Annotated in this window: 18 protein-coding genes; 13 read left to right on the top strand and 5 right to left on the bottom strand. The window is 71.5% G+C overall.

Annotation, left to right across the window (positions count from 1 at the left end):
• Positions 1 to 45: 45 nt before the first annotated feature.
• A complete protein-coding gene (gene rhaI / locus ADK65_RS27265) occupies positions 46 to 1,206 on the bottom strand; it encodes an L-rhamnose isomerase (protein ID WP_053673603.1) in 1,161 nt (386 codons plus the stop codon).
• A gap of 262 nt (positions 1,207 to 1,468) precedes the next feature.
• On the opposite strand from rhaI, the gene ADK65_RS27260 reads away from it, so the two are divergent.
• From ADK65_RS27260 to ADK65_RS27210, 11 genes are all read left to right on the top strand, one after another.
• Positions 1,469 to 2,986 carry a sugar ABC transporter ATP-binding protein gene (locus tag ADK65_RS27260; RefSeq protein ID WP_053673602.1) on the top strand — a complete coding sequence of 506 codons (1,518 nt, stop codon included), beginning with the start codon at positions 1,469 to 1,471 and terminating at the stop codon, positions 2,984 to 2,986.
• Positions 2,983 to 4,023, top strand: coding sequence for an ABC transporter permease (locus tag ADK65_RS27255; protein WP_053673601.1), 1,041 nt, complete (start codon positions 2,983 to 2,985; stop codon positions 4,021 to 4,023). Before ADK65_RS27260 ends, ADK65_RS27255 begins: the two co-directional genes overlap by 4 nt.
• A complete protein-coding gene (locus tag ADK65_RS27250; protein ID WP_053673600.1) occupies positions 4,016 to 4,990 on the top strand; it encodes an ABC transporter permease in 975 nt (324 codons plus the stop codon). The genes ADK65_RS27255 and ADK65_RS27250 overlap by 8 nt, the downstream gene beginning before the upstream one ends.
• 109 nt (positions 4,991 to 5,099) lie before the next feature.
• Positions 5,100 to 6,185, top strand: a complete 1,086-nt coding sequence (gene rhaS / locus ADK65_RS27245) for a rhamnose ABC transporter substrate-binding protein (protein ID WP_053673599.1) — start codon at positions 5,100 to 5,102, stop codon at positions 6,183 to 6,185.
• A 16-nt stretch (positions 6,186 to 6,201) separates the two neighbouring features.
• Positions 6,202 to 6,522, top strand: a complete 321-nt coding sequence (locus ADK65_RS27240) for an L-rhamnose mutarotase (RefSeq protein WP_053673598.1) — start codon at positions 6,202 to 6,204, stop codon at positions 6,520 to 6,522.
• A gap of 16 nt (positions 6,523 to 6,538) precedes the next feature.
• Positions 6,539 to 7,963 carry a BNR repeat-containing protein gene (locus tag ADK65_RS27235; RefSeq protein WP_053673597.1) on the top strand — a complete coding sequence of 475 codons (1,425 nt, stop codon included), beginning with the start codon at positions 6,539 to 6,541 and terminating at the stop codon, positions 7,961 to 7,963.
• Positions 7,964 to 8,050: 87 nt separating this feature from the next.
• Positions 8,051 to 9,076: a LacI family DNA-binding transcriptional regulator gene (locus ADK65_RS27230; RefSeq protein WP_053673596.1), complete on the top strand. Its 1,026-nt coding sequence runs from the start codon at positions 8,051 to 8,053 to the stop codon at positions 9,074 to 9,076.
• 106 nt (positions 9,077 to 9,182) lie between these two features.
• Positions 9,183 to 10,484: an alpha/beta fold hydrolase gene (locus ADK65_RS27225; protein ID WP_053673595.1), complete on the top strand. Its 1,302-nt coding sequence runs from the start codon at positions 9,183 to 9,185 to the stop codon at positions 10,482 to 10,484.
• Between the two features lie 50 nt (positions 10,485 to 10,534).
• On the top strand, positions 10,535 to 11,269 hold the full coding sequence (locus tag ADK65_RS27220) for a PIG-L deacetylase family protein (RefSeq protein WP_053673594.1): 735 nt from the start codon (positions 10,535 to 10,537) through the stop codon (positions 11,267 to 11,269).
• Positions 11,270 to 11,299: 30 nt separating this feature from the next.
• Positions 11,300 to 12,211, top strand: coding sequence for an RNA polymerase sigma factor SigJ (gene sigJ, locus ADK65_RS27215; RefSeq protein WP_053673593.1), 912 nt, complete (start codon positions 11,300 to 11,302; stop codon positions 12,209 to 12,211).
• Positions 12,212 to 12,241: 30 nt separating this feature from the next.
• Positions 12,242 to 13,084, top strand: a complete 843-nt coding sequence (locus tag ADK65_RS27210; RefSeq protein WP_107092394.1) for a pentapeptide repeat-containing protein — start codon at positions 12,242 to 12,244, stop codon at positions 13,082 to 13,084.
• Here ADK65_RS27210 and ADK65_RS27205 read toward each other — a convergent pair.
• A complete protein-coding gene (locus ADK65_RS27205) occupies positions 13,050 to 14,543 on the bottom strand; it encodes a cytochrome P450 (RefSeq protein WP_053673592.1) in 1,494 nt (497 codons plus the stop codon). The two genes, ADK65_RS27210 and ADK65_RS27205, sit on opposite strands and share 35 nt — an antisense overlap.
• Before the next feature lie 108 nt (positions 14,544 to 14,651).
• On the opposite strand from ADK65_RS27205, the gene ADK65_RS27200 reads away from it, so the two are divergent.
• Both ADK65_RS27200 and ADK65_RS27195 read left to right on the top strand, forming a co-directional pair.
• The gene (locus ADK65_RS27200; protein ID WP_053673591.1) at positions 14,652 to 15,260 is read left to right on the top strand and encodes a TetR/AcrR family transcriptional regulator; all 609 of its coding nucleotides are present in this window, start codon (positions 14,652 to 14,654) and stop codon (positions 15,258 to 15,260) included.
• Positions 15,261 to 15,345: 85 nt separating this feature from the next.
• On the top strand, positions 15,346 to 16,074 hold the full coding sequence (locus tag ADK65_RS27195; RefSeq protein WP_053673590.1) for a DUF2470 domain-containing protein: 729 nt from the start codon (positions 15,346 to 15,348) through the stop codon (positions 16,072 to 16,074).
• Here the strand turns inward: ADK65_RS27195 and ADK65_RS27190 are convergent.
• The 3 genes from ADK65_RS27190 to ADK65_RS27180 form a co-directional block, all read right to left on the bottom strand.
• On the bottom strand, positions 16,042 to 17,226 hold the full coding sequence (locus ADK65_RS27190) for a lactonase family protein (RefSeq protein ID WP_078956161.1): 1,185 nt from the start codon (positions 17,224 to 17,226) through the stop codon (positions 16,042 to 16,044). The genes ADK65_RS27195 and ADK65_RS27190 overlap by 33 nt on opposite strands.
• Before the next feature lie 184 nt (positions 17,227 to 17,410).
• Positions 17,411 to 18,547 (bottom strand): hypothetical protein, encoded by a 1,137-nt coding sequence (locus ADK65_RS27185; RefSeq protein ID WP_053673589.1) that lies wholly within the window; start codon positions 18,545 to 18,547, stop codon positions 17,411 to 17,413.
• A gap of 45 nt (positions 18,548 to 18,592) precedes the next feature.
• Entirely contained in the window at positions 18,593 to 19,846 is a 1,254-nt protein-coding gene (locus ADK65_RS27180; RefSeq protein WP_078956160.1) for an FUSC family protein, read from the bottom strand.
• Positions 19,847 to 19,951 lie beyond the last annotated feature (105 nt).

Raw genomic sequence — 19,951 nt, 5'->3', positions numbered from 1 at the left:
CCACAGACAGCCCGCACTCCGCAATCAACAGATCTCGGCAGACGCCTACGCACCCCACCCCGCCTGCTGCCCACCCACCCGCTCAGCCACAATCCGCTCACCCCACCCGGACCGCCGGTACGCGGCAAGAGGCTCGGGGTCCAGCCCCATCTCCTCCCGTACTTCACGAAGCAACGGCCGAACATCCGTGTTGTACGCATCCATCAGCACGGCATTGGCCTCCAGCACATCGCCCCCGCGCTGCGCCGCCCCCAGCGCGTCCCCATCGACCAGCAGCGCCTTCGCCGTCGCCTCCTGCACATTCATCACCGACCGGATGATCGCCGGGATCTTCGCCTCGATGTTGTGGCACTGGTCGAGCATGAACGCGACCTCGGGCGAGAACCCACCGCCCCGCACGACCTCGTACATGATCCGGAACAGCTGGAACGGATCCGCCGCCCCGACCATGAGGTCGTCGTCCGCGTAGAACCGCGAGTTGAAGTCGAACCCCCCGAGCTTCCCCTCCCGCAGCAGCGTCGCCACGATGAACTCGATGTTGGTCCCCGGCGCGTGATGCCCCGTGTCGACGACGACCTGCGCCTTCGGCCCGAGCTTCAGGCAATGGGCGTAGGCGGTGCCCCAGTCCGGCACGTCCGTCGCGTAGAACGCCGGCTCGAAGAACTTGTACTCCAGCAGCATCCGCTGCCCGTCCCCGAGCCGCTCGTAGACCTCGGCCAGGCCCTCGGCCAGCCGGTCCTGCCGTCCCCGGATGTCGTCCTGGCCGGGATAGTTCGTCCCGTCGGCGAACCACAGCTTCAGATCCGTCGAGCCCGTCGCGTCCATGATGTCGACGCACTCCAGCAGATGATCGACGGCCTTCCGCCGCACCGAGGCCTCCGGATGACAGATGCTCCCCAGCTTGTAGGCGTCGTCCTGGAACGTGTTCGAGTTGATCGCCCCGAGCTTCACGCCCCGCTGCTCGGCGTGCTTCGCCAGTGCCGCGTAGTCGTCGACCCTGTCCCACGGGATGTGCAGCGCCACCGTCGGGGCGACCCCGGTGAACTCGTGCACCTTAGCCGCGTCGTCCAGCTTCTCGAACGGGGTGCGCGGCACGCCCTGCTGCGCGAAGACCTTGAACCGCGTGCCCGAGTTCCCGTACGCCCACGACGGCGTCTCGACGGCCTGTGTCTTGAGAGCGGCCTTCGCCGCGGCGAGCTCGGTCACGTCAGGCTCCTGTGACATGGGGTCGTGACGACCACTGAATGAAACGATTCAGAACGGGAAGCTATGGGCCCCGCGTAGGGGTGTCAACCCCTCCGGCCAAGGCGCTTTTCCCGTGACCCATGCGTGACCTTCTGTCCTCGAAACTTTTTCGACCGGAACCCATTGACGTGACATGCGCGGCCCGCCTAACGTCCCGGCAACCAAGTTGAAACCTTTCACGACGCCGAGAGGGCCGTCCCGCCGGCGTCGTCGAGGAGCCCTCATGACCCACCCGTCCACCACGGGTCCGGCCCCGGTTCTCGCTCTGCAGCACGTCTCCAAGGCCTTCGGCGCGGTCCGCGCACTGCGGGACGTCTCCCTGGAGCTCTTCCCCGGGGAGGTGCACGCCCTCGCCGGTGAGAACGGTGCCGGCAAGTCCACCCTCATCAAGACCCTCGCCGGCGTGCACCGGCCGGACACCGGCCAGGTGCTGCTCGACGGTGCGCCCGTCACCTTCCACGGACCGGGTGACGCCCGCGACGCCGGCATCGCCGTGATCTACCAGGAGCCCACGCTCTTCCCCGACCTGTCGATCGCCGAGAACATCTACATGGGCCGCCAGCCGCGCCGCGCCCTCGGCCGAATCGACCACCAGGCCACCCACAACGCGACGGCCGCCCTCATGGAGCGCCTCGGGGTCGAACTCGACCCCGACCGGCCCGCCCGGGGCCTGTCCATCGCCGACCAGCAGATCGTCGAGATCGCCAAGGCCCTCTCCTTCGACGCCCGCGTCCTGATCATGGACGAGCCGACCGCCGCCCTCACCGGCAGCGAGGTCGCCCGCCTCTTCGGCGTCGTCCGCACCCTGCGCGACCAGGGCGCCGCCGTGCTGTTCATCTCCCACCGGCTGGAGGAGATCTTCGAGATCTGCCGCCGCGTCACCACCCTGCGCGACGGCGCCTGGATCGCCAGCGAGCCCCTGGACGCCATGACCGAGGACGACCTCGTACGTCGCATGGTCGGCCGCGACCTGGACGAGCTCTACCCCAAGCAGGACGTGACGCCGGGCGAAGTCGCCCTGAGCGTGCGCCGGCTGACCCGCGAGGGCGTCTTCACCGACGTCTCCTTCGAGGTCCGCCGCGGTGAGATCGTCGGCCTGGCCGGGCTCGTCGGCGCCGGGCGCACCGAGGTCGCCCGGGCCGTCTTCGGCATCGACCGCTGGGACGCCGGCGAGGTCTCCGTCCACGGCAGGGCCCTCGTCAACGGCGCGCCCTCCACCGCCATGGCCGCCGGACTCGCCCTGGTCCCCGAGGACCGGCGCGCCCAAGGCCTGGTGATGGACATGTCCATCGAGCGGAACATCGGGCTGACGGGTCTGCGTACGACGGTGAAGGCCGGACTGATGGACCGCGCCGCCGAGCGCAGCCGCTCCCTCGACTGGGCCGTCAGGCTCCAGGTCAAGTACGCCCGGATCGCCGACACCGTCAACACGCTCTCCGGAGGCAACCAGCAGAAGGTCGTGCTCGCCAAATGGCTGGCCACCGGCCCCAAGGTGCTGATCGTCGACGAGCCGACGCGCGGCATCGACGTCGGCACCAAGGCCGAGGTGCACCGGCTGCTGTCGGAACTGGCAGCCGACGGCGTGGCCGTCCTGATGATCTCCTCCGACCTGCCCGAGATCCTCGGCATGGCCGACCGCGTGCTCGTCATGCACGAGGGCCGCCTCACCGCCGAGATCCCACGCTCCGACGCCACCGAGGAAACCGTGATGGCCGCAGCCACCGGGAGGGCCGCCGCATGACGGTCGTGACCCCGCAGGAAGCCCCCGTGGCCGATGTGCCCAAGTCGAGCGGCACCCGGCTGGTCGACCGCGTCTTCAGGATGCGCGAACTCGCCATCCTGGTCGTCTTCCTGGTGATGATCGGCGTCACCCAGGCCGGCAATAGCCAGTTCCTGTCCGAGCAGGGCATCAAGGACCTGCTGCTGAACGCGACGATCCTGGTCCTGGTCGCCACCGGCCAGTCCCTGGTCGTCATCACCCGCAACGTCGACCTGTCCGTCGGATCGACGCTCGGCATCAGCGCGTTCGCCGCCGGAACGTATCTCCAGGGCGGCGGCGACTCCGTCGTGGCGATCGCGCTGGCGGTGCTGCTCGGTATCGGTTTCGGACTGCTCAACGGACTGCTCGTCAGCCTCGGCCAGGTGCCCGCGCTCGTCGTCACCCTCGGCACGCTGTACATCATCCGCGGCATCGACTCCATCTGGGTCGGCTCCCGTCAGATCACCGCGTCCGATCTGCCCGGCGGATTCGTCGACTTCGGCTCCGGCGGCATCTCGGCGGTGCCGTACCTGGCACTGATTGCGCTGGCGGTGCTCATCGCCACCGCCTACTACCTGAAGCACTTCGCCAGCGGCCGGGAACTGTACGCGCTCGGCTCCAACCCCGAGGCCGCCCGCCTCGCCGGCATCCCCGTCCGCAAGCGGATCCTCGCCGCCTACACCTTCTGCGGCGCCCTCGCCGGACTCGCCGGGGCGATGTACCTCGCCCGCTTCGGCAACGTCGACTCCGGCACCGGAAACGGCTACGAACTGACCGTCGTCAGTGCGGTCGTGGTCGGCGGCGTCGTCTTCACCGGCGGCTCCGGCAGCGTCTACGGCGCGGCCCTCGGCGCGCTGCTGCTGACCTCCATCAACAGCGTGCTGCCCGCACTCGGCGTCAGCTCCGTGTGGGTGCTCGCCATCAACGGCATCCTGCTCATCCTCGCCATCGCGGTCGACCGGGTCGTCGCGCTGCGCGTGGCCTCCGCCCTGAAGAAGAGGAACGCCCGCCATGGCTGACATCTCCCTGAGCCGAGCGGTCCGCTGGGACACCGTCGTGGGAGCCCTGCTCGTCGTGGTGCTGCTGCTCTCCTTCGGGGCCGTCGACGGGTTCGGCAACGCTCTCAACCTGTCCTTCCTGATCGGCAACACCCTGCCCATCGCGCTGATCGCGCTGCCCATGACCCTGCTGGTGGTCTCCGGTGAGATCGACCTGTCGGTCGCGTCCACGGCCGGGCTGTCCGGTGCCGTGATGGGGGCCCTGTGGAACCAGGGCATGGCCATCGAGACGATCATCCCGATCTGCCTGCTGCTGGGTGTGGTGTGCGGGCTGGTCAACGGGCTGCTGGTGACCCGCCTGGGGCTGCCGTCCCTCGCCGTCACCATCGGCACCCTCGCCGCCTACCGGGGCATCGCGCAGATCGTGCTCGGATCCGACGCGGTGACCGACTTCCCCACGCAGTACCTGGACTTCGCCGCCGGGCGCATCGGTGACACCTTCATCCCCTACGCCCTCCTGCCCTTCCTCGTCCTGCTCGCCGTCGCCGTGGTCGCGCTGCACGCCACGCCGTTCGGGCGGTCGCTGTTCGCGATCGGTGCGAGCGAGGAGGCTGCCCGGTTCGCCGGGATCCGGGTCAGGCGGCAGAAGCTGATCCTTTTCACGCTGACCGGGCTGATGGCCTCGCTGACCGGGATCTTCTGGGCGCTGCACTACGCGAGCGCGCGGTATGACAACGCCACCGGTCTGGAACTGTCCGTCGTGGCCGCCGTGTTGTTGGGCGGTATCGACTTCGACGGTGGCAAGGGCACGTTGGGTGGTGCGATCGCCGGGGTGTTTCTGCTCGGTGCGTTGCAGAACGTGATGAGTCTCCAGGACGTTTCCGCGCAGTCGCAGATCGTCGTGACCGGTGTGTTGCTGGTGCTTTCCGTACTCGGGCCTCGGGTCGCCCGGCAGATCGCCGTTGTGCGTGCTCAATCGTCCGGCTGACCCGTCGCCTGTGGCCGGTCGCGCCCACGCGGCGGAGCCGCATATCGATACAGCCCCGCGCCCCCTGAAAGAAGGGCGCTTCCCTCAACCTCGTGCAAAGGAAACCGTCATGCGTAAGTCAACCCTCCGCCGCAGCTGCGCGGCCCTCGCCACCGCCACCTCCCTCGCACTCGCGTTGACCGCCTGCGGCGGCGGCACCACCAAGAAGGACGTCGCCGACGAGGGCGCTTCCGCCGCCACCGCCGGCAAGGCCGATCCGAACGCCGCCACCAAGAAGGGCCTCACCGTCGGGTTCCTGCCCAAGCAGGTCAACAACCCCTACTTCACCTCCGCCGACAAGGGCGGCGAGAAGGCGCTGAAGGAGCTGGGGTCCGGCTACAAGGAGGTCGGGCCGTCCAGCGCGACCGACACCGCCGGGCAGGTCTCCTACGTCAACACGCTCACCCAGCAGCAGGTCGACGCGATGGCCGTCTCCGCCCAGGACCCGGGTGCGTTGTGCACCGCGCTCAAGCAGGCCATGAAGAACGGCATCAAGGTCGTGACCTACGACTCCGACACCACGCCCGGCTGCCGCAACGCCTTCGTCTCGCAGGCCTCCGCCGAGGACCTGGGCCGTACCGAGGTGCAGCTGCTCGCCAAGCAGATCGGCTACAAGGGCGAGATCGCGATCCTGTCCGCCGCGCAGACCGCGACGAACCAGAACACCTGGATCGACTTCATGAAGGACGAGCTGAAGAAGCCCGAGTACAAGAACATGAAGCTGGTGAAGACCGCCTACGGCAACGACGACGCCCAGCAGTCCTTCCAGCAGACCCAGGGCCTGCTCCAGGAGTACCCGAACCTGAAGGGGATCATCTCCCCGACCACCGTCGGCATCAAGGCCGCCGCCCAGTACCTGTCGGGCTCCAAGTACAAGGGCAAGGTCAAGCTGACCGGCCTCGGCACCCCGAACGACATGCGCAAGTACGTCAAGAACGGCACCGTCGAGGCGTTCGAGCTGTGGGACCCGGCGAAGCTCGGCGAACTGGCCGCCCGCACGGCCGTCGCCCTGTCCTCCGGGCAGATCACCGGCAAGGAGGGCGAGACCTTCAAGGCCGGCTCCATGGGCGAGTACACCATCGGCAAGGACGGTGTGATCAGCCTCGGCAAGCCCACCGTGTTCGACGCCAAGAACATCGACCAGTTCGACTTCTAGTTCTGGAGAATCGTTGATGCAGCGCGTGTGCTTCCTGCTGAAGGTCCGGGCGGACCGCCTCGACGAGTACCGCGAGCGGCACGCCGCGGTATGGCCCGAGATGCTCCGGGCGCTCTCGGCGACCGGCTGGCACAACTACTCGCTCTTCCTGCGCGAGGACGGACTGCTGGTCGGCTACCTGGAGACCGAGGACTTCGCGGCCGCCCAGGCCGGCATGGAGGCCACCGACGTCAACGCCCGCTGGCAGGCGGAGATGGCGCCGTTCTTCGAGTCGCTGGACGGCGCCCGGCCCGACGAGGCCATGAAACCGCTCACGGAAGTGTTCCACCTCGCATGACGATGGAGTCCACGAGATGCACAGACGTACCTTGCTGGCCGCCGCCCTCGCGGGAGCGGTGGTGACCCCCGCCCTGGCCGCCGGCACCGCGCGGGCCGCCGACCCGGGCCCGTCCGTCACCCGGACCGGCACCACCACACTCGACGGCCAGGCCATCTTCTTCGTGTCGTACGACGGGCTGGTCAACAACAACGCCTTCCAGAAGAACGGCCTGCTGACCTACAAGGGCTACCAGTACGCCGTCTGGTACACCGCCGACCGCAACGCCGTCGTCGGCCGCCGCGTCCTCGGCGGAAGCACCTGGTCCACCGTGAAGGTCGGGCACACCCTCAAGGCCGACGACTCCCACAACGTCATCTCCATGGGCGTCTCCAAGGTCGACGGCCGGCTGCACCTCAACATGGACTCCCACAGCGACGGCTTCACCTACGTCAAGTCCGTCGCGGGGCTCATGGACGACCCCGCGGGGCTGAGCTGGACCGCGAGCCGCTTCGGGGCGCCCCAGTCGACCCTTGACGGGCTGGCGCCGACATCCCAGTTCACCTACCCGCAGTTCGTCTCGACGCCCGACGGCAAGCTCCAGCTGAGTTACCGCGTCGCCGTCTCGGGCAACGGGCGGAACGCCCTCGCCGAGTACGACGGCACGAAGTGGACCAACCTCGGTGAGTGGTCCGCCTCGACGGGCACGTACACCAGCGAGCACGGCTCCTCGACGGCCCGCAACATGTACCTGCACGGCATCGACTACGACCGCAACGGCCGGCTGCACTCCTTCTTCACCTGGCGCGAGCAGAACGGCGCCGTGATGTGCAACGGCGGAGGCATCACCAACCACGACACCGGCTACGTCTACTCCGACGACCGGGGCCGCACCTGGCGCAACAACGGCGGAACCGTCGTGGGTGTGACGGGCGGCTCCGACAAGGTGTCCGTGACCGACGCGGGACTGGTGATCGACCCGCTCAACCCCGACCACTCCCTGATGAACCAGGAAAGCCAGTTCACCGACTCCGCGGGCCGGCCGCACGCGATCATCTCCTACGTGCCCGGCCGTTTCGGCCAGTGCACCACCAACTACGTGGCGGACCGGACCGCCAACGGGCGCGCCTTCCACGTCCGCAAGAACGCCTCCGGCACCTGGCAGAAGACCGAGATACCGGTCCCGCTGAACTCCAGCCAGCGCACCAAGCTGATCCTGGACAAGTACGACAACGCCTACGCGGTCTTCCCCTTCGGCCGGATCGCGGCGGCCTCCGCCGCCTCCGGGTACACGGACTGGAAGATCCTGTTCGACGGCAGCGGCCTGGGCGCCTTCGGCGAGGTCGTCATCGACGAGACGCGGGTCGCGCAGGACGGGGTGCTGTCGTTCATGTACCAGGAGAAGTCCAGCGGCACGACGCCCTCGGCGCTGCACGTGACGGACTTCCGCCTGCCCGCCTGACCGCATCCGGTTCCCGGGACGGCGTGCCGGTAATGTGAAGCCGCCCCGGCCGCCGCCCCCCGTCTTCCCCCTGGAGGTTCCTGCCCGATGGCCCAGTCGGTGGGTATCAAGGACGTCGCCCGCGTCGCCGGAGTCTCCGTCGGCACGGTCTCCAACGTGATCAACCGCCCGGACACGGTCGCGACCGAGACCCGGGCCCGGGTGCTGTCCGCGATAGACCGGCTCGGGTACGTCCGCAGCGAGTCCGCGCGACAGCTGCGCGCGGGCCGCAGCCGCATCATGGGGCTCCTCGTCCTCGACATGGGCAACCCCTTCTTCGTCGACGTCGCGCGCGGCGCCGAGCGCGCGGCCCGGCAGGCCGGACTCGGCGTCATGGTCTGCAACAGCGCCCAGAACCCGGGCGAGGAGGCCGAGTACCTGTCGCTCTTCGCCGAGCAGCGGGTGCGCGGCGTGCTCCTCACCCCGGCCGACGCGACCGGCCGCAACATCGAGACGTTCCGCCGGCACGGCATCCCGTTCGTCCTGGTCGACCGGGTCGCCGAGGGCACCACTGAGTGCTCGGTCTCCGTCGACGACGTGGCGGGCGGCGCCCTGGCCGTACGCCACCTCGTCGACGCCGGGCACCGCTCGATCGCCTACGTCAGCGGCCCGCCCGGCCTGAACCAGGTCGCCGACCGCCGCACCGGCGCCCTCGAAGCGCTCGCCGAGGCGGGGCTCGGCCCGGACGCGCTGCGTGAGCTGCCGACCGAACGGCTGGACGTCGCCGCGGGACGGGACGCCGGGGCGCGGCTGCTCGGGCTCGCCGACCGGCCCACCGCCGTCTTCTGCGCCAACGACCTGCTCGCCCTCGGTGTCCTGCAGGCCATGTACGCGGCCGGTGTCGGCGTTCCCGACGACCTCGCCATCGTCGGCTACGACGACATCGAGTTCGCCGCCGCCGCGGCCGTCCCGCTCACCTCGGTGCGGCAGCCCGCCGTCACCATGGGCGCCATGGCCGCCGACCTGCTGCTGGAGGAGACGGAGGAGGAGGGACCGGGGCGCACACACGAGCACCGCAGGGTCGTCCTGCAGCCCGAACTGGTGGTGCGCCGCTCCAGCCTGTCCGCACGCTGACTGAACAGCCGTTCAGCGGGATTTCATGATCGAGGGGCTCACTCACGGGCGAACCCTGTGATGAACTGGGACGCCGCCCGACAATCCGTCCGTCCCGGGAGCCCTGTTGACCGTCAGCTACCGCCAGCCCGGAGTCCTCCTCACCGACCGCCGCTTCACCGTCCCCCTCGACCACGGCCGCCCCGACGGCGAGACGATCGAGCTGTACGCCCGTGAGGTCGTGGCGGGTGACAAAGCGTCCCAGGACCTGCCGTGGCTGCTCTACCTCCAGGGCGGGCCGGGCTTCGGCGCCGACCGCTCCGTCGGACGGCCCGGCTGGCTCGGCAGGGCCCTGAAGGAGTACCGCGTCCTGCTCCTCGACCAGCGCGGCACCGGCCGCAGCACTCCCGCGAACCGCCAGACGCTCCCGCTGCGCGGCGGCCCGGCCGAGCAGGCCGACTACCTCACGCACTTCCGCGCCGACGCGATCGTCCGCGACTGCGAGGCCGTCCGCGCGGAACTCACCGGCGGCGAGCCCTGGACGGTCCTCGGCCAGAGCTTCGGCGGCTTCTGCGTGACCTCGTACCTCTCCCTCGCCCCCGAGGGCCTGGCCACCGCCGTCATCACCGGCGGGCTGCCGTCCCTGGACGCCCACGCGGACGACGTGTACCGGGCCGCCTTCCCGCGCATCGAACGCAAGGTCACCGCCCACTACGCCCGCTACCCGCAGGACGCCCGACGCGCCCGCCGCATCGCCGAGCACCTGCTCCACCACGACGTGGTCCTGCCGAACGGCTACCGGCTCACCGTCGAGGCCTTCCAGTCCCTCGGCATCGTCCTCGGCACCGCGGACGGCACCCACCGCCTGCACTACCTCCTCGAGGAGGCCTTCGTCCGCACCCCGCAGGGCTCCAGGCTCTCGGACGCCTTCCAGGAGCAGGTGCAGGCCATGCTCTCCTTCGCCCGCCACCCGCTGTACGCCCTGGTCCACGAGTCGATCTACGGCCAGGACGCCCGGCCCACGGCCTGGTCGGCCGAGCGGGTCCGCGCCGAGTTCCCGCAGTTCGACGCCGCCAAGGCCCTCGCCGGCGACGAGCCCCTGCTCTTCACCGGCGAATCGATTCACCCCTGGATGTTCGACTGCGACCCCGCCCTGCGCCCGCTGCGCGAGACCGCCGACCTGCTCGCCGCCCGCACCGACTGGACGCCCCTGTACGACCCGGCCCGCCTCGCCGCCAACACGGTGCCGGTGGTGGCGGCCGTCTACCACGACGACATGTACGTCGACACGGCCCACTCGCTGCGCACCGCCCGCATGATCCGGGGTCTGCGCACCTGGACCACGGACGAGTTCGAGCACGACGGCATCCGCGCCGGCGGCCCCCGCGTCCTGGACCGGCTGCTGGCGCTGGTGCGGGACGAGGCGTGATGCCGCGCCGTACACCCCGTGCCGCCGATGGCGCGGACTAGTCTGCCGATATGACGACCACTGAACTCCAGCCCATGCCCGGCGACTGGCGGCGTGCCCTCGCGGTCGTGGCGCATCCCGACGACCTCGAGTACGGCTGCTCGGCGGCGATCGCGGCCTGGACCGACGAGGGCCGCGAGGTCGCCTACGTCCTCGCGACCCGGGGCGAGGCCGGCATCGACACGCTGGAGCCCGAGCTCTGCGGGCCGCTGCGCGAGCGGGAGCAGCGGGCGAGCGCGGCGGTCGTCGGCGTGTCGGAGGTGGAGTTCCTCGACCACCGGGACGGTGTCATCGAGTACGGCACCGCCCTGCGCCGCGACATCGCCGCCGCCATCCGCCGCCACAGGCCCGAGCTGGTCCTCACACTCAACCACCGCGACACCTGGGGCGGCGTCGCCTGGAACACCCCGGACCACGTGGCCGTCGGCCGGGCCACGCTCGACGCGGCCGGTGACGCCGGCAACCGGTTCATCTTCCCGCAGCTGATCGAGCAGGGCCTCGACCCCTGGGACGGCGTGCGCTGGGTCGCGGTCGCCGGTTCCAGCACGCCCACGCACGCGGTCGACGCGACAGCCGGGATGGAGCGGGCCGTGCGCTCCCTGTTGGAACACCGCACCTATATCGAGGCGCTGACCGGCGAGGACCCGGAGACCTACGCGCGGAGCTTCCTGACGCAGCACGCGGAGAGGGCGGGGGAGCGGTTCGGGGGCCGCCCCGCGGTGGCGTTCGAACTGTTCGGCAGATGACCAGCGGTTGATCTACAGACGGGGGAGACCATGACGGGCAGCGAGGAACTGGCACGCCGTTTCGAGGAACAGCGCGGACACCTGAAGGCGGTGGCCTACCGCATGCTCGGATCGCTCTCCGAGGCGGAGGACGCCGTCCAGGAGACCTGGTTCAAGCTCAGCCGCACCGACACCGGCGACATCCAGAACCTCGGCGGCTGGCTGACCACGGTGACCGGCCGGGTCTGCCTGGACATGCTGCGCTCGCGCACCGCCCGCCGCGAGGAACCGATGGGCGGCATCCAGGACACGGCGCGGGCCTACGTCCCGGACCCGGTGCTGCGGCCCCTGTCCCACATCGATCCGGCCGAGGAGGTGCTCCAGGCCGACTCCGTGGGCCTGGCCCTGCTCGTCGTGCTGGAGAACCTCACGCCGGACGAGCGGCTCGCGTTCGTCCTGCACGACATGTTCGCCGTGCCGTTCGACGACATCGCGCCGATCGTGGAGCGCACCCCGGCTGCGACCCGGCAGCTCGCGAGCCGTGCCCGGCGCCGGGTTCGCGCCGCCACTCCGTCGGCCGAACCGGACCTCGGCCGGCAGAAGCAGGTGCTCGACGCCTTCCTGGCCGCCTCGCGCGCGGGGGACTTCGAGGCGCTGCTGGCCGTCCTGCACCCGGATGTGCTGCTGCGGGCCGACTCCGGCGCGCTCGTGCGGGGCGCGGCCGCCTCCAAGCTGGTCCAGGGCGCGAGGGCGGTGGCGGAGCAGGCGCTGATGTTCGCCCCCTTCACGCAGGCCGCGGAGCTGGTCCTGGTCAACGGCTCGGTGGGGATGGTCAACGCGATCGAGGGCCGCGTCCAGTCGGTCATGGGCGTCACGATCGTCGACGGCCGCATCACGGACCTGTACATCCTCGCCGACCCCGAGCGGCTGGAGCGTCTGGAGGTGCCCTGGCCGGCGGTGTGACCGCAACCGGCCCGTCACTTGTCGTTTCGTATGCTGAACGACATGCGAGAACACCAGACCGGGCAGGCAGGCCTGCACGGCGACTGCGAGCGGTGCTTCGGGCTGTGCTGCGTCGCCCTGCCGTTCGCCGCCTCGGCCGACTTCGCGGTCGACAAGGCCGCCGGCACGCCCTGCCGCAACCTCCGGGAGGACCACCGCTGCGGCATCCACGCCCGGCTCCGGCAGAAGGGGTTCACCGGCTGTACGGTCTACGACTGCTTCGGCGCCGGGCAGCGGGTCTCGCAGATCACCTTCGGCGGACAGGACTGGCGGACCGGTCCGCCGGAGCGGGCCCGCCGCATGTTCGACGTGTTCCCGGTGGTCCGGCAGCTGCACGAACTGCTCTGGTACCTGACCGAGGCGCTCACGCTGCCGGCGGCCCGTCCCGTCCACGCGGAACTCCGCGAGGCCCTGGAGAAGACCGAGGAACTGGCCGGCAAGACCCCCGAGGAGCTCGCCGCACTGGACGTGGCGGCCCACCGCCAGGAGGTCAACGTCCTGCTGCTGAGGACGAGCGAGCTGGCCAGGGCCGGCTTCAAGGGCCGCAGGAAGGACCGCCGCGGTGCGGACCTCATGGGGGCCCGCCTCAAGGGCGCCGACCTGCGCGGTGCCTGCCTGCGCGGCGCCTACCTGATCGCCGCCGACCTCACCGGAGCGGACCTGCGGGGCGCCGACCTGATCGGTGCCGACCTGCGCGACGCGGACCTCACCGACGCCGATCTGACCGGGGCGTTCTTCCTCACCCAGCCGCAGCTGAACGCGGCGCGCGGAAGCGCCGGTACCAGGCTGCCCGGGTCAGTCACCCGCCCCGGGCACTGGACGGCGCAGGTGTGAGGCCGGCTCCCGCCCCGGGGCCGCGGCGCTCCGGGTGCAGCCGCAGGCCCTCCGGCATCAGCGTCAGCCGCTCCGTCACGCGCAGCCGGTAGGCCGGGTCGGCCCGCAGGTCGTAGCGCCGCAGCAGCAGCCCGAGCACCAGCGTGGCCTCGTGCAGCGCGAACTGCCGCCCGATGCAGGCCCGCGCGCCCGTCCCGAACGGCTTGAAGGTGTGCGGGGGCCGGGACCGTACGGCGCCGGCGTCGAAGCGGCCGGGGTCGAACCGTTCGGCGTCCGCTCCCCACACCTCGGGGTCCCGGTGCAGCATCGGCGTCAGCACCAGCGCCCAGGCCCCGCGCCGCATGGGATGCTCCCCGGCCAGCACCGTGTCCTCGCGGGCCTCCCGGGCGAACGCGGGCGCGGTCGGCCACAGCCGCAGCGACTCGTCCAGCACCCGGCGGACGTAGCGCAGCCGGGCCACCTGCTCGTAGGCGGGTTCCGCCGTCTCTCCCCACACCCGGTCCACCTCGGCCCGGGCCCGGGCGGCGATCTCGGGGTGGCGGGCGAGGTAGTACAGGGCGAAGGAGAGCGCGCCCGAGGTCGTCTCGTGACCTGCCACGAGGAACGTGATGACCTGGCGGCGGACGTTCTGCGGCGCCAGCCGCTCCCCGGTGCCGGGATGGACCGTCTCCAGCATGCGGTCGAGCAGATCGCCGTCACCGCCGCCGCCGGCGCGCCGGGCCCGGACCAGTTCGTCGACCGTGTGGTTGAGATGGGCGATGTCGGCCGCGTTGCGGCGGCTCGCGCTGCGCAGCAGCAGGGGAGCCAGCGGGAAGGGCACGGTGTTGAGCCGCTGGGCGTAGGTCAGCGTGCCCACCATCGCGGTGACGAAGGGATGCGGCCGGGAGCGTTCGAACGAACCGAAGTCGTGCCCGAAGCCGGTGCGCGCGATCGTCTCCAGCGTCAGCTTGGTCATGTCACCGGGCACGTCCACCGCCCGGCCCGTCGCCGCCGCCCTGTCCCAGTGCTCCGTCAGCCGCTGCGCGACCGACAGCATCATCGGGTGGTAGCCCGCCATCGCGTCCCGGCTGAACCCCGGGGCGAGGACGTCGTGGGCCAGCTGCCAGTTGGGCTCGTGGTTGTACGCCGTGAACAGTCCGTCCCCGGCGACCGGCCGCAGGTTGGCCACGCCGAGCCCCACGTGCTTGGCGAACCGCGACTCGTCCGCGAGGTCGGCCGCGTGCCGGGCACCCCACACGAAGACGAACTCCTTGCCGAACGCCTTCCGCCGGAACACCGGCCCCAGTGCGCGGGCGTAGCGCAGCGAGTCCTGCAGCGGAGTGCGCCGGTTCACCCCCACCACGTCCCCGAGCAGAGGGATCCGGCGCGGCGGATGCGGGATGCGGTCCAGCTCCGGCCAGCCCAGCTCGGCACTCCGGAAACCCTTGGGCTCCCCGGTCCGTGTCGGCGCCTGCGTCATGACCGATCTCCCTTGATCCGGCGGCGGGTTCGCAGGTGTTGTACGTGGGTTCAATAGCGCGGTTCAGTGTGGTCCCGTTGTTGAACCGGCGTCAAGTAAAGTGCGGGCATGGCCGCGCATCAGGGCGGGCGCACGCGCCGCCGGCTCAGCACCGAGGAGCGCCGGGAGCAGCTCCTTTCGGTCGGTGCGCGGCTGTTCTCCGAGAGCCCCTACGACGACGTGTGGATCGAGCAGGTCGCCGAGATCGCCGGGGTGTCGCGCGGCCTGCTGTACCACTACTTCCCGACCAAGCGGGACTTCTTCGCGGCGGTCGTCGAGCGCGAGAGCGAGCGCATGCTGCGCATGACGGCGGCGGTGCCCGGCGTCCCGGTCCGCGCGCAACTCGGGGCGGGCCTGGAGACGTTCCTGGAGTACGTCCAGGCGCACGCGCACGGCTATCGCGCCTTCCATCGCGCCGACGCGGCAGGGGATCAGGCGGTGCGGCGCGTCTACCAGCGGGCCCTTGCCGCGCAGGAGCGGCAGATCCTCGCCGCGCTCGCCGAGGATCCCGAGTTCGGCCCCGCCGTCGAGGGACGGCCGGAGATCAGGCTGGCCGTACGCGGCTGGCTGGCGTTCACCACGGCCGTCTGCCTGGAGTGGCTGCGCGGCACGGAGTTGGGCCGCGAACAGGTGCGCGAGCTGTGTGCGCGCGCCCTGCTGGGCGTTCTCACGCCCTGAACGGTCTCGCATAGGCCGCCGGACGCGGTTGGCGTGCACCCCGATCTTCGGTAGGTTAGGTGAGGCTTACCTAAGGAGGTCTGTAATGGGTGACGACAGCCACAGCTGGACGGCGGCTCCCGCAGCGGCGGAGCGGGCGCGCTCGGTGCTCGCCGCCGCGTGGTCGTGCTCCGTGACCGCGGAGGGCACACGGGAGGAACTGGTCGGCGCGCACAGCGTGGACGAGGACGGCCGGGTGCTCGTGGACGTGCCCGAGGACAGCGCCCTGCTCGCGGCCGCGATCTGCGCACCCCGCGGCGAGCCGTCCGCGGTGCTGGAGTTCGCCGACGTCGCACCCGTCCCGGTCCGCAACCGGATCCGCGCCCGGCTGTGGCTCGCGGGCTGGTTCGCCGTCGAGGGGGAGAGGCTCGCCTTCACACCCACCCGTGTCGTACTGCGGCGGCCCTCCGGCTCCGTGGTCGTCGACCTCGCCGAGTTCGCCGCCGCCGTGCCCGACCCGCTCACCACCGCCGAGGCCCGGCTGCTGACCCACCTCGCCGACTGCCACGCCGACGCCGTCGAACGGCTCACCCGGCTCGTCGACCCCGACAGCCTGCACGGCGCGGTGCGCGTCCAGCCGCTCGCCGTCGACCGGCACGGCCTGACGCTGCGCATCGAACGGGTCCGCGCCCACGGCGACGTACGCCTCGCCTTCCACGCGCCCGCCGACGGCGTCGCGCAGCTCACCGAACGCATGCATGTCCTGCTCGGCCAGGCCACCGCCGCGTCCTGCCCACGGCCCCTACAGCGGCAGCGCACAGACGGCGACGGGTGAGGGGAACGATTCCTCCGTGCGCCGCAGTTCGCCGCTGCCCTCGTTCACGTGGAAGACGGTGACCGTGGAGGACTTCTGGTTCGCCGCGAACAGTAGTGTGCCCTCCGGTGAGAAGGCGATCTGCCGGGGGAAGTCCCCGCCCACCGGCACCGTGCCGAGCAGCCTGAGCCGGGCGCCGTCGGCCTCGACGGCGTAGCGGGTGAGGCTGTTGTGGCCGCGGTTGGCCAGAAAGGCGTACCGGCCGTTGTCCGTCACCAGGATCTGCGCCGGGTAGTTCGTGCCCGGACCCGTGCCGGTGGACTGCGCCTCGCCCACGGTCAAACGGCCGGAGGCCGTGTCGTAGGAGCAGACCGCCACCGTGTTGTCGGCCTCGTTGGCGAGGTACGCGTACCGGCCTCCCGGGTGGAACGTCAGATGGCGCGGTCCGGCGCCCGGCCGGGTGTGCGCCTGCCCGACCTCGGCGAGCGTGCCCGCCCTGTCGTCCAGCCGGTAGGTGTAGACGGTGTCCGTCCCCAGGTCGACGGCGAGCACATGGTCTCCATCCGGGCTCGTGACGACCTGGTGGGCGTGCGGGCCCTCCTGACCCGGGCCGGGCGGGGGAGTGGAGTGCCGGACGAGGGCGGTACGTTCGCCGAGGGCGCCCGAGGAGTCGATCGGATGCACGGCCACACTGCCCGACCCGTAGTTCGCGCTGAGCAGCCAGCGCCCGCCCGGATGCACCGACAGGTGGCAGGGGGCCGCGCCGCCGGTGCTGCGGCTGCCCAGCACGGTGCGGTCGGAGAGCCGGACGGCGGTCACGGCGCCCTCGGCACGCTCGTCCACCGCGTACAGCGTGCCGCGGTCCGGGTGGACGGCGAGGTACGACGGGTCGCCGACGCCGCCGATCGTGCCGGCGCCGGTGATCTCCCCCGTCACGGCGTCGTACGTGGCCAGACCGATGCCCTTGCCGCCGTCCTCGACGGACGTGTAGGTGCCGAGGTGGAGCGGACGGGGCCCGGAGGGGCGCCGGGCCCCGCGTGACGGGCTCGTACCTGCCTCGGGCGTCGCGGCCGGGGGCGCGGGCGCGTTGTCGCAGGACGGCAGCGCCGCCGCGGCGGCCCCGCCCGTCAGTGCGCCGACGAACCGGCGCCTGCTCCAGCCACCCCTGCTCATGTCGCCCCTCAGGTCGTCACGCGTCCTCGTCGTGACTGCCACCTTGGCGTTAGCGGGCACTCAGGTGCAACACGAGGCAACGGGTGTTGCGGGAGGTGCAACACCCGCGTGAAGGAACCGTGCTGAAGGTCCCCGTCCTCGACGTGCCCCAAGGCACCAGTCCCCGGCCAGGGGGCCCGGCCGGCTACCAGTCCCCGTCCGCGACCGGTCGGCCCGGGGCGTCCTTGAGCTGCTGCGTCTGTCCCGGCGTGGGCTGCTGCCAGGGCTCGTGGTCGTCGCCGAGCCAGTCGCCGACCGGCTTCACGGACTGGAGCGTGTCCGTGGGGGCCAAGTCCTCCGCGTCCTGGTCGAAGTAGTCGAACCAGGGCAGGCCCGCCCGGGTGTAGGCGGCCCGGTCCACCGGCGACGGCGGTGCGGCCTCGCCGGTGATGCGGCGCCATTCCGGCGGCGTCACCAAGTGCACGAACACCCGCCCCGCGGGCTTGTCCGACCAGTCCGTAAGCGGCCGGTCGTCCTCGTAGACCTCCTGCCGCATGGAGCCGCCGACACCCAGACCCATCGCGGCGGCCGCGCGCGGCGGGCACGGCGGAGCGCCCGCGGCCGCGGGCGCCGGAGCCGAGCCGGGGGCGGACGGCGCGGGGAACGCCCCCGGTGCCGGCGGGGCCGCCATTGGGTTCGCGGCGCCGTAGCCGCCGGACGCGGCAGCGGGCAGGCCACCCGGCATCGCGGCGCCGTGGCCACTGGGCGGCGCCGTGAACCGCGTCCGCTCCGCCCGCTCCCGCTCCGCCGCCCGCCACCGCGCCAGCTCCCGGTCGTTCAGCGCGAAGGACTGCAGCTGTACGCCGCCCCACACCTCCTCGCCCGTGACCTGCCCCTCCACGGTCGCGCCCAGACCGAGCGGGACGGCCACGAACTGCCGGACCGTGCCCGTGCCGGAGTTGATGCCGTCCAGCCAGGGCTGACGAGGGAGCACCACGTAGTTCTGCGGGCCGCGGGCCGGCCGGTCGCTCCAGGGCCGGCCCGAGACCGCGCACACCTTGCCGACGCTGACCTGGAGCGCGGCCGGCTCCGAGGTGCCCGCGAAGCTCAGCCACATCGCCTCGCGCAGGTACACCGGCAGCATCACACCGCCGCGTGCCCGCCACTCCTCGGGGACCCGGTCCGCGTAGTCGGCGACACGCCGCACCGGGAACTCGCCGAGGCCCGGCGGCAGCGGATGCGTCCCCGTCTCCGGCAGGCGCAGCGTGCGGATGAACCGCACGGCGACCCCGCCGGGGAGCCGCAGTGTGTTCCCGTCGATCCGCACGGTCGTGTCGGCCATGGCCCGCTCCTCGCCTCAGGTGCCGGCCCCCTGCCGGCGTTCCCCTCAGCGAGAACGCCCGTCGAACCCCGCGCGGTTCCGCCACATCTGCTCCGTGACGCCCAGCCGCTCCCGCAGCCGCGTCAGGCGGGGCATCCTGGCCCGCTGCTCACGCGAGACACGGTCCAGTTCCTCGAACAGGCGGCGGGTGCGGTGCTCGGTGTCGAGCTCGTCGAGGATGCGGTTGACCTCCGTCAGGATCGCTCCGGGAAGCTGCCAGTGCCGCGGGTCGCGCTCGGCCTCCTCGCGCAGCAGCAGCGCCAGCTTGTCGCGGGTGCCCGCGGCGGTGCGCAGTTCCGCGGCGAGCCGTTCCTCCGCCGACTCGGCGCTCGCGCTCAGATGCGTGGTGACCAGCACCGCGAAGCTCACCACGGCGTCGGCGATCTCGGACAGCAGCTGCGCCAGGGCGGCGCCCGTCTCGGCCTCGAACAGCGGCTCGGGCTCGCGCTCCTTCGCGAGGTCGGTGAGGGAGCGGGCCAGCACGCGCAGCACGACCGTGCAGATCTCCAGCGTGTCCAGGCCGGTGCGCATCACGACCCGGTGCAGCACGCTGTCCTGCACGCGCGGGTTGAGCCGCAGGCTGTCCTCGGCCTGCCGCAGCGCCGCGTCCACCTCGACGATGTCGTGGTCCAGGCGGCGCGCCTCGTGCAACTGACTCTCCGCGCGGTCCACGGGTGTGCCGCCGGCCGCCTCCTCGCCCATGCGTAGCATCAGCTGCCGCAGGCGGCGCGCCAGACCCTCGATCGACTCGCCCGCCTCCTCCACCCACACCGGTGGAGCCAGCAGCAGGTTGCAGGCGAGCCCGACGGACGCGCCGATCAGGGTCTCCACCACCCGGGCCCAGGCGTAGTCCCCGACGCTGGTGACGCCGAGGACGAGCATCGCGCTGATCGCGACCTCGGGTACGTACTCCTCCACCCGGACCAGCCGCCCCACGACCAGCGAGGCCAGCAGGAGCAGCGCGAGGCTCCACCAGGTCAGGCCCACCAGCAGGCTGAACGCGATGGCGACGAGCACGCCCGTCACCACGGCGTTCACCCGCCTGAAGCCGTTGGTGATCGTGGCGTACAGCGTCACCTGGACGACCAGCAGGGCCGTCAGGGGAGCGGTGAGAGGGGCCGGCTCCGGGCTCAGCCGCAGCGCGATGACGTAGGCGATCGTCGCCGCCGTCGCGGACCGCAGGGTCTGGACCACCACCGGATCACGGCGCTTCCTCACGATCCGCTCGGCGCGCGCCGTCCACTCACGTACCTCTCGCATCCTCGGGCTGTTCCCCTTCCCCGGCGCATCGAACACGTCCGTCGAACACGTCCGTCGAACACGTCCGTCAAAGACGTTCATGAAGGACGTTAGTGCCGGGGCAAA

The sequence above is a fragment of the Streptomyces sp. NRRL B-1140 genome (assembly GCF_001280065.1).
GTDB lineage: Bacteria > Actinomycetota > Actinomycetes > Streptomycetales > Streptomycetaceae > Streptomyces.
This window is presented reverse-complemented; position numbering and strand designations above follow the sequence as displayed.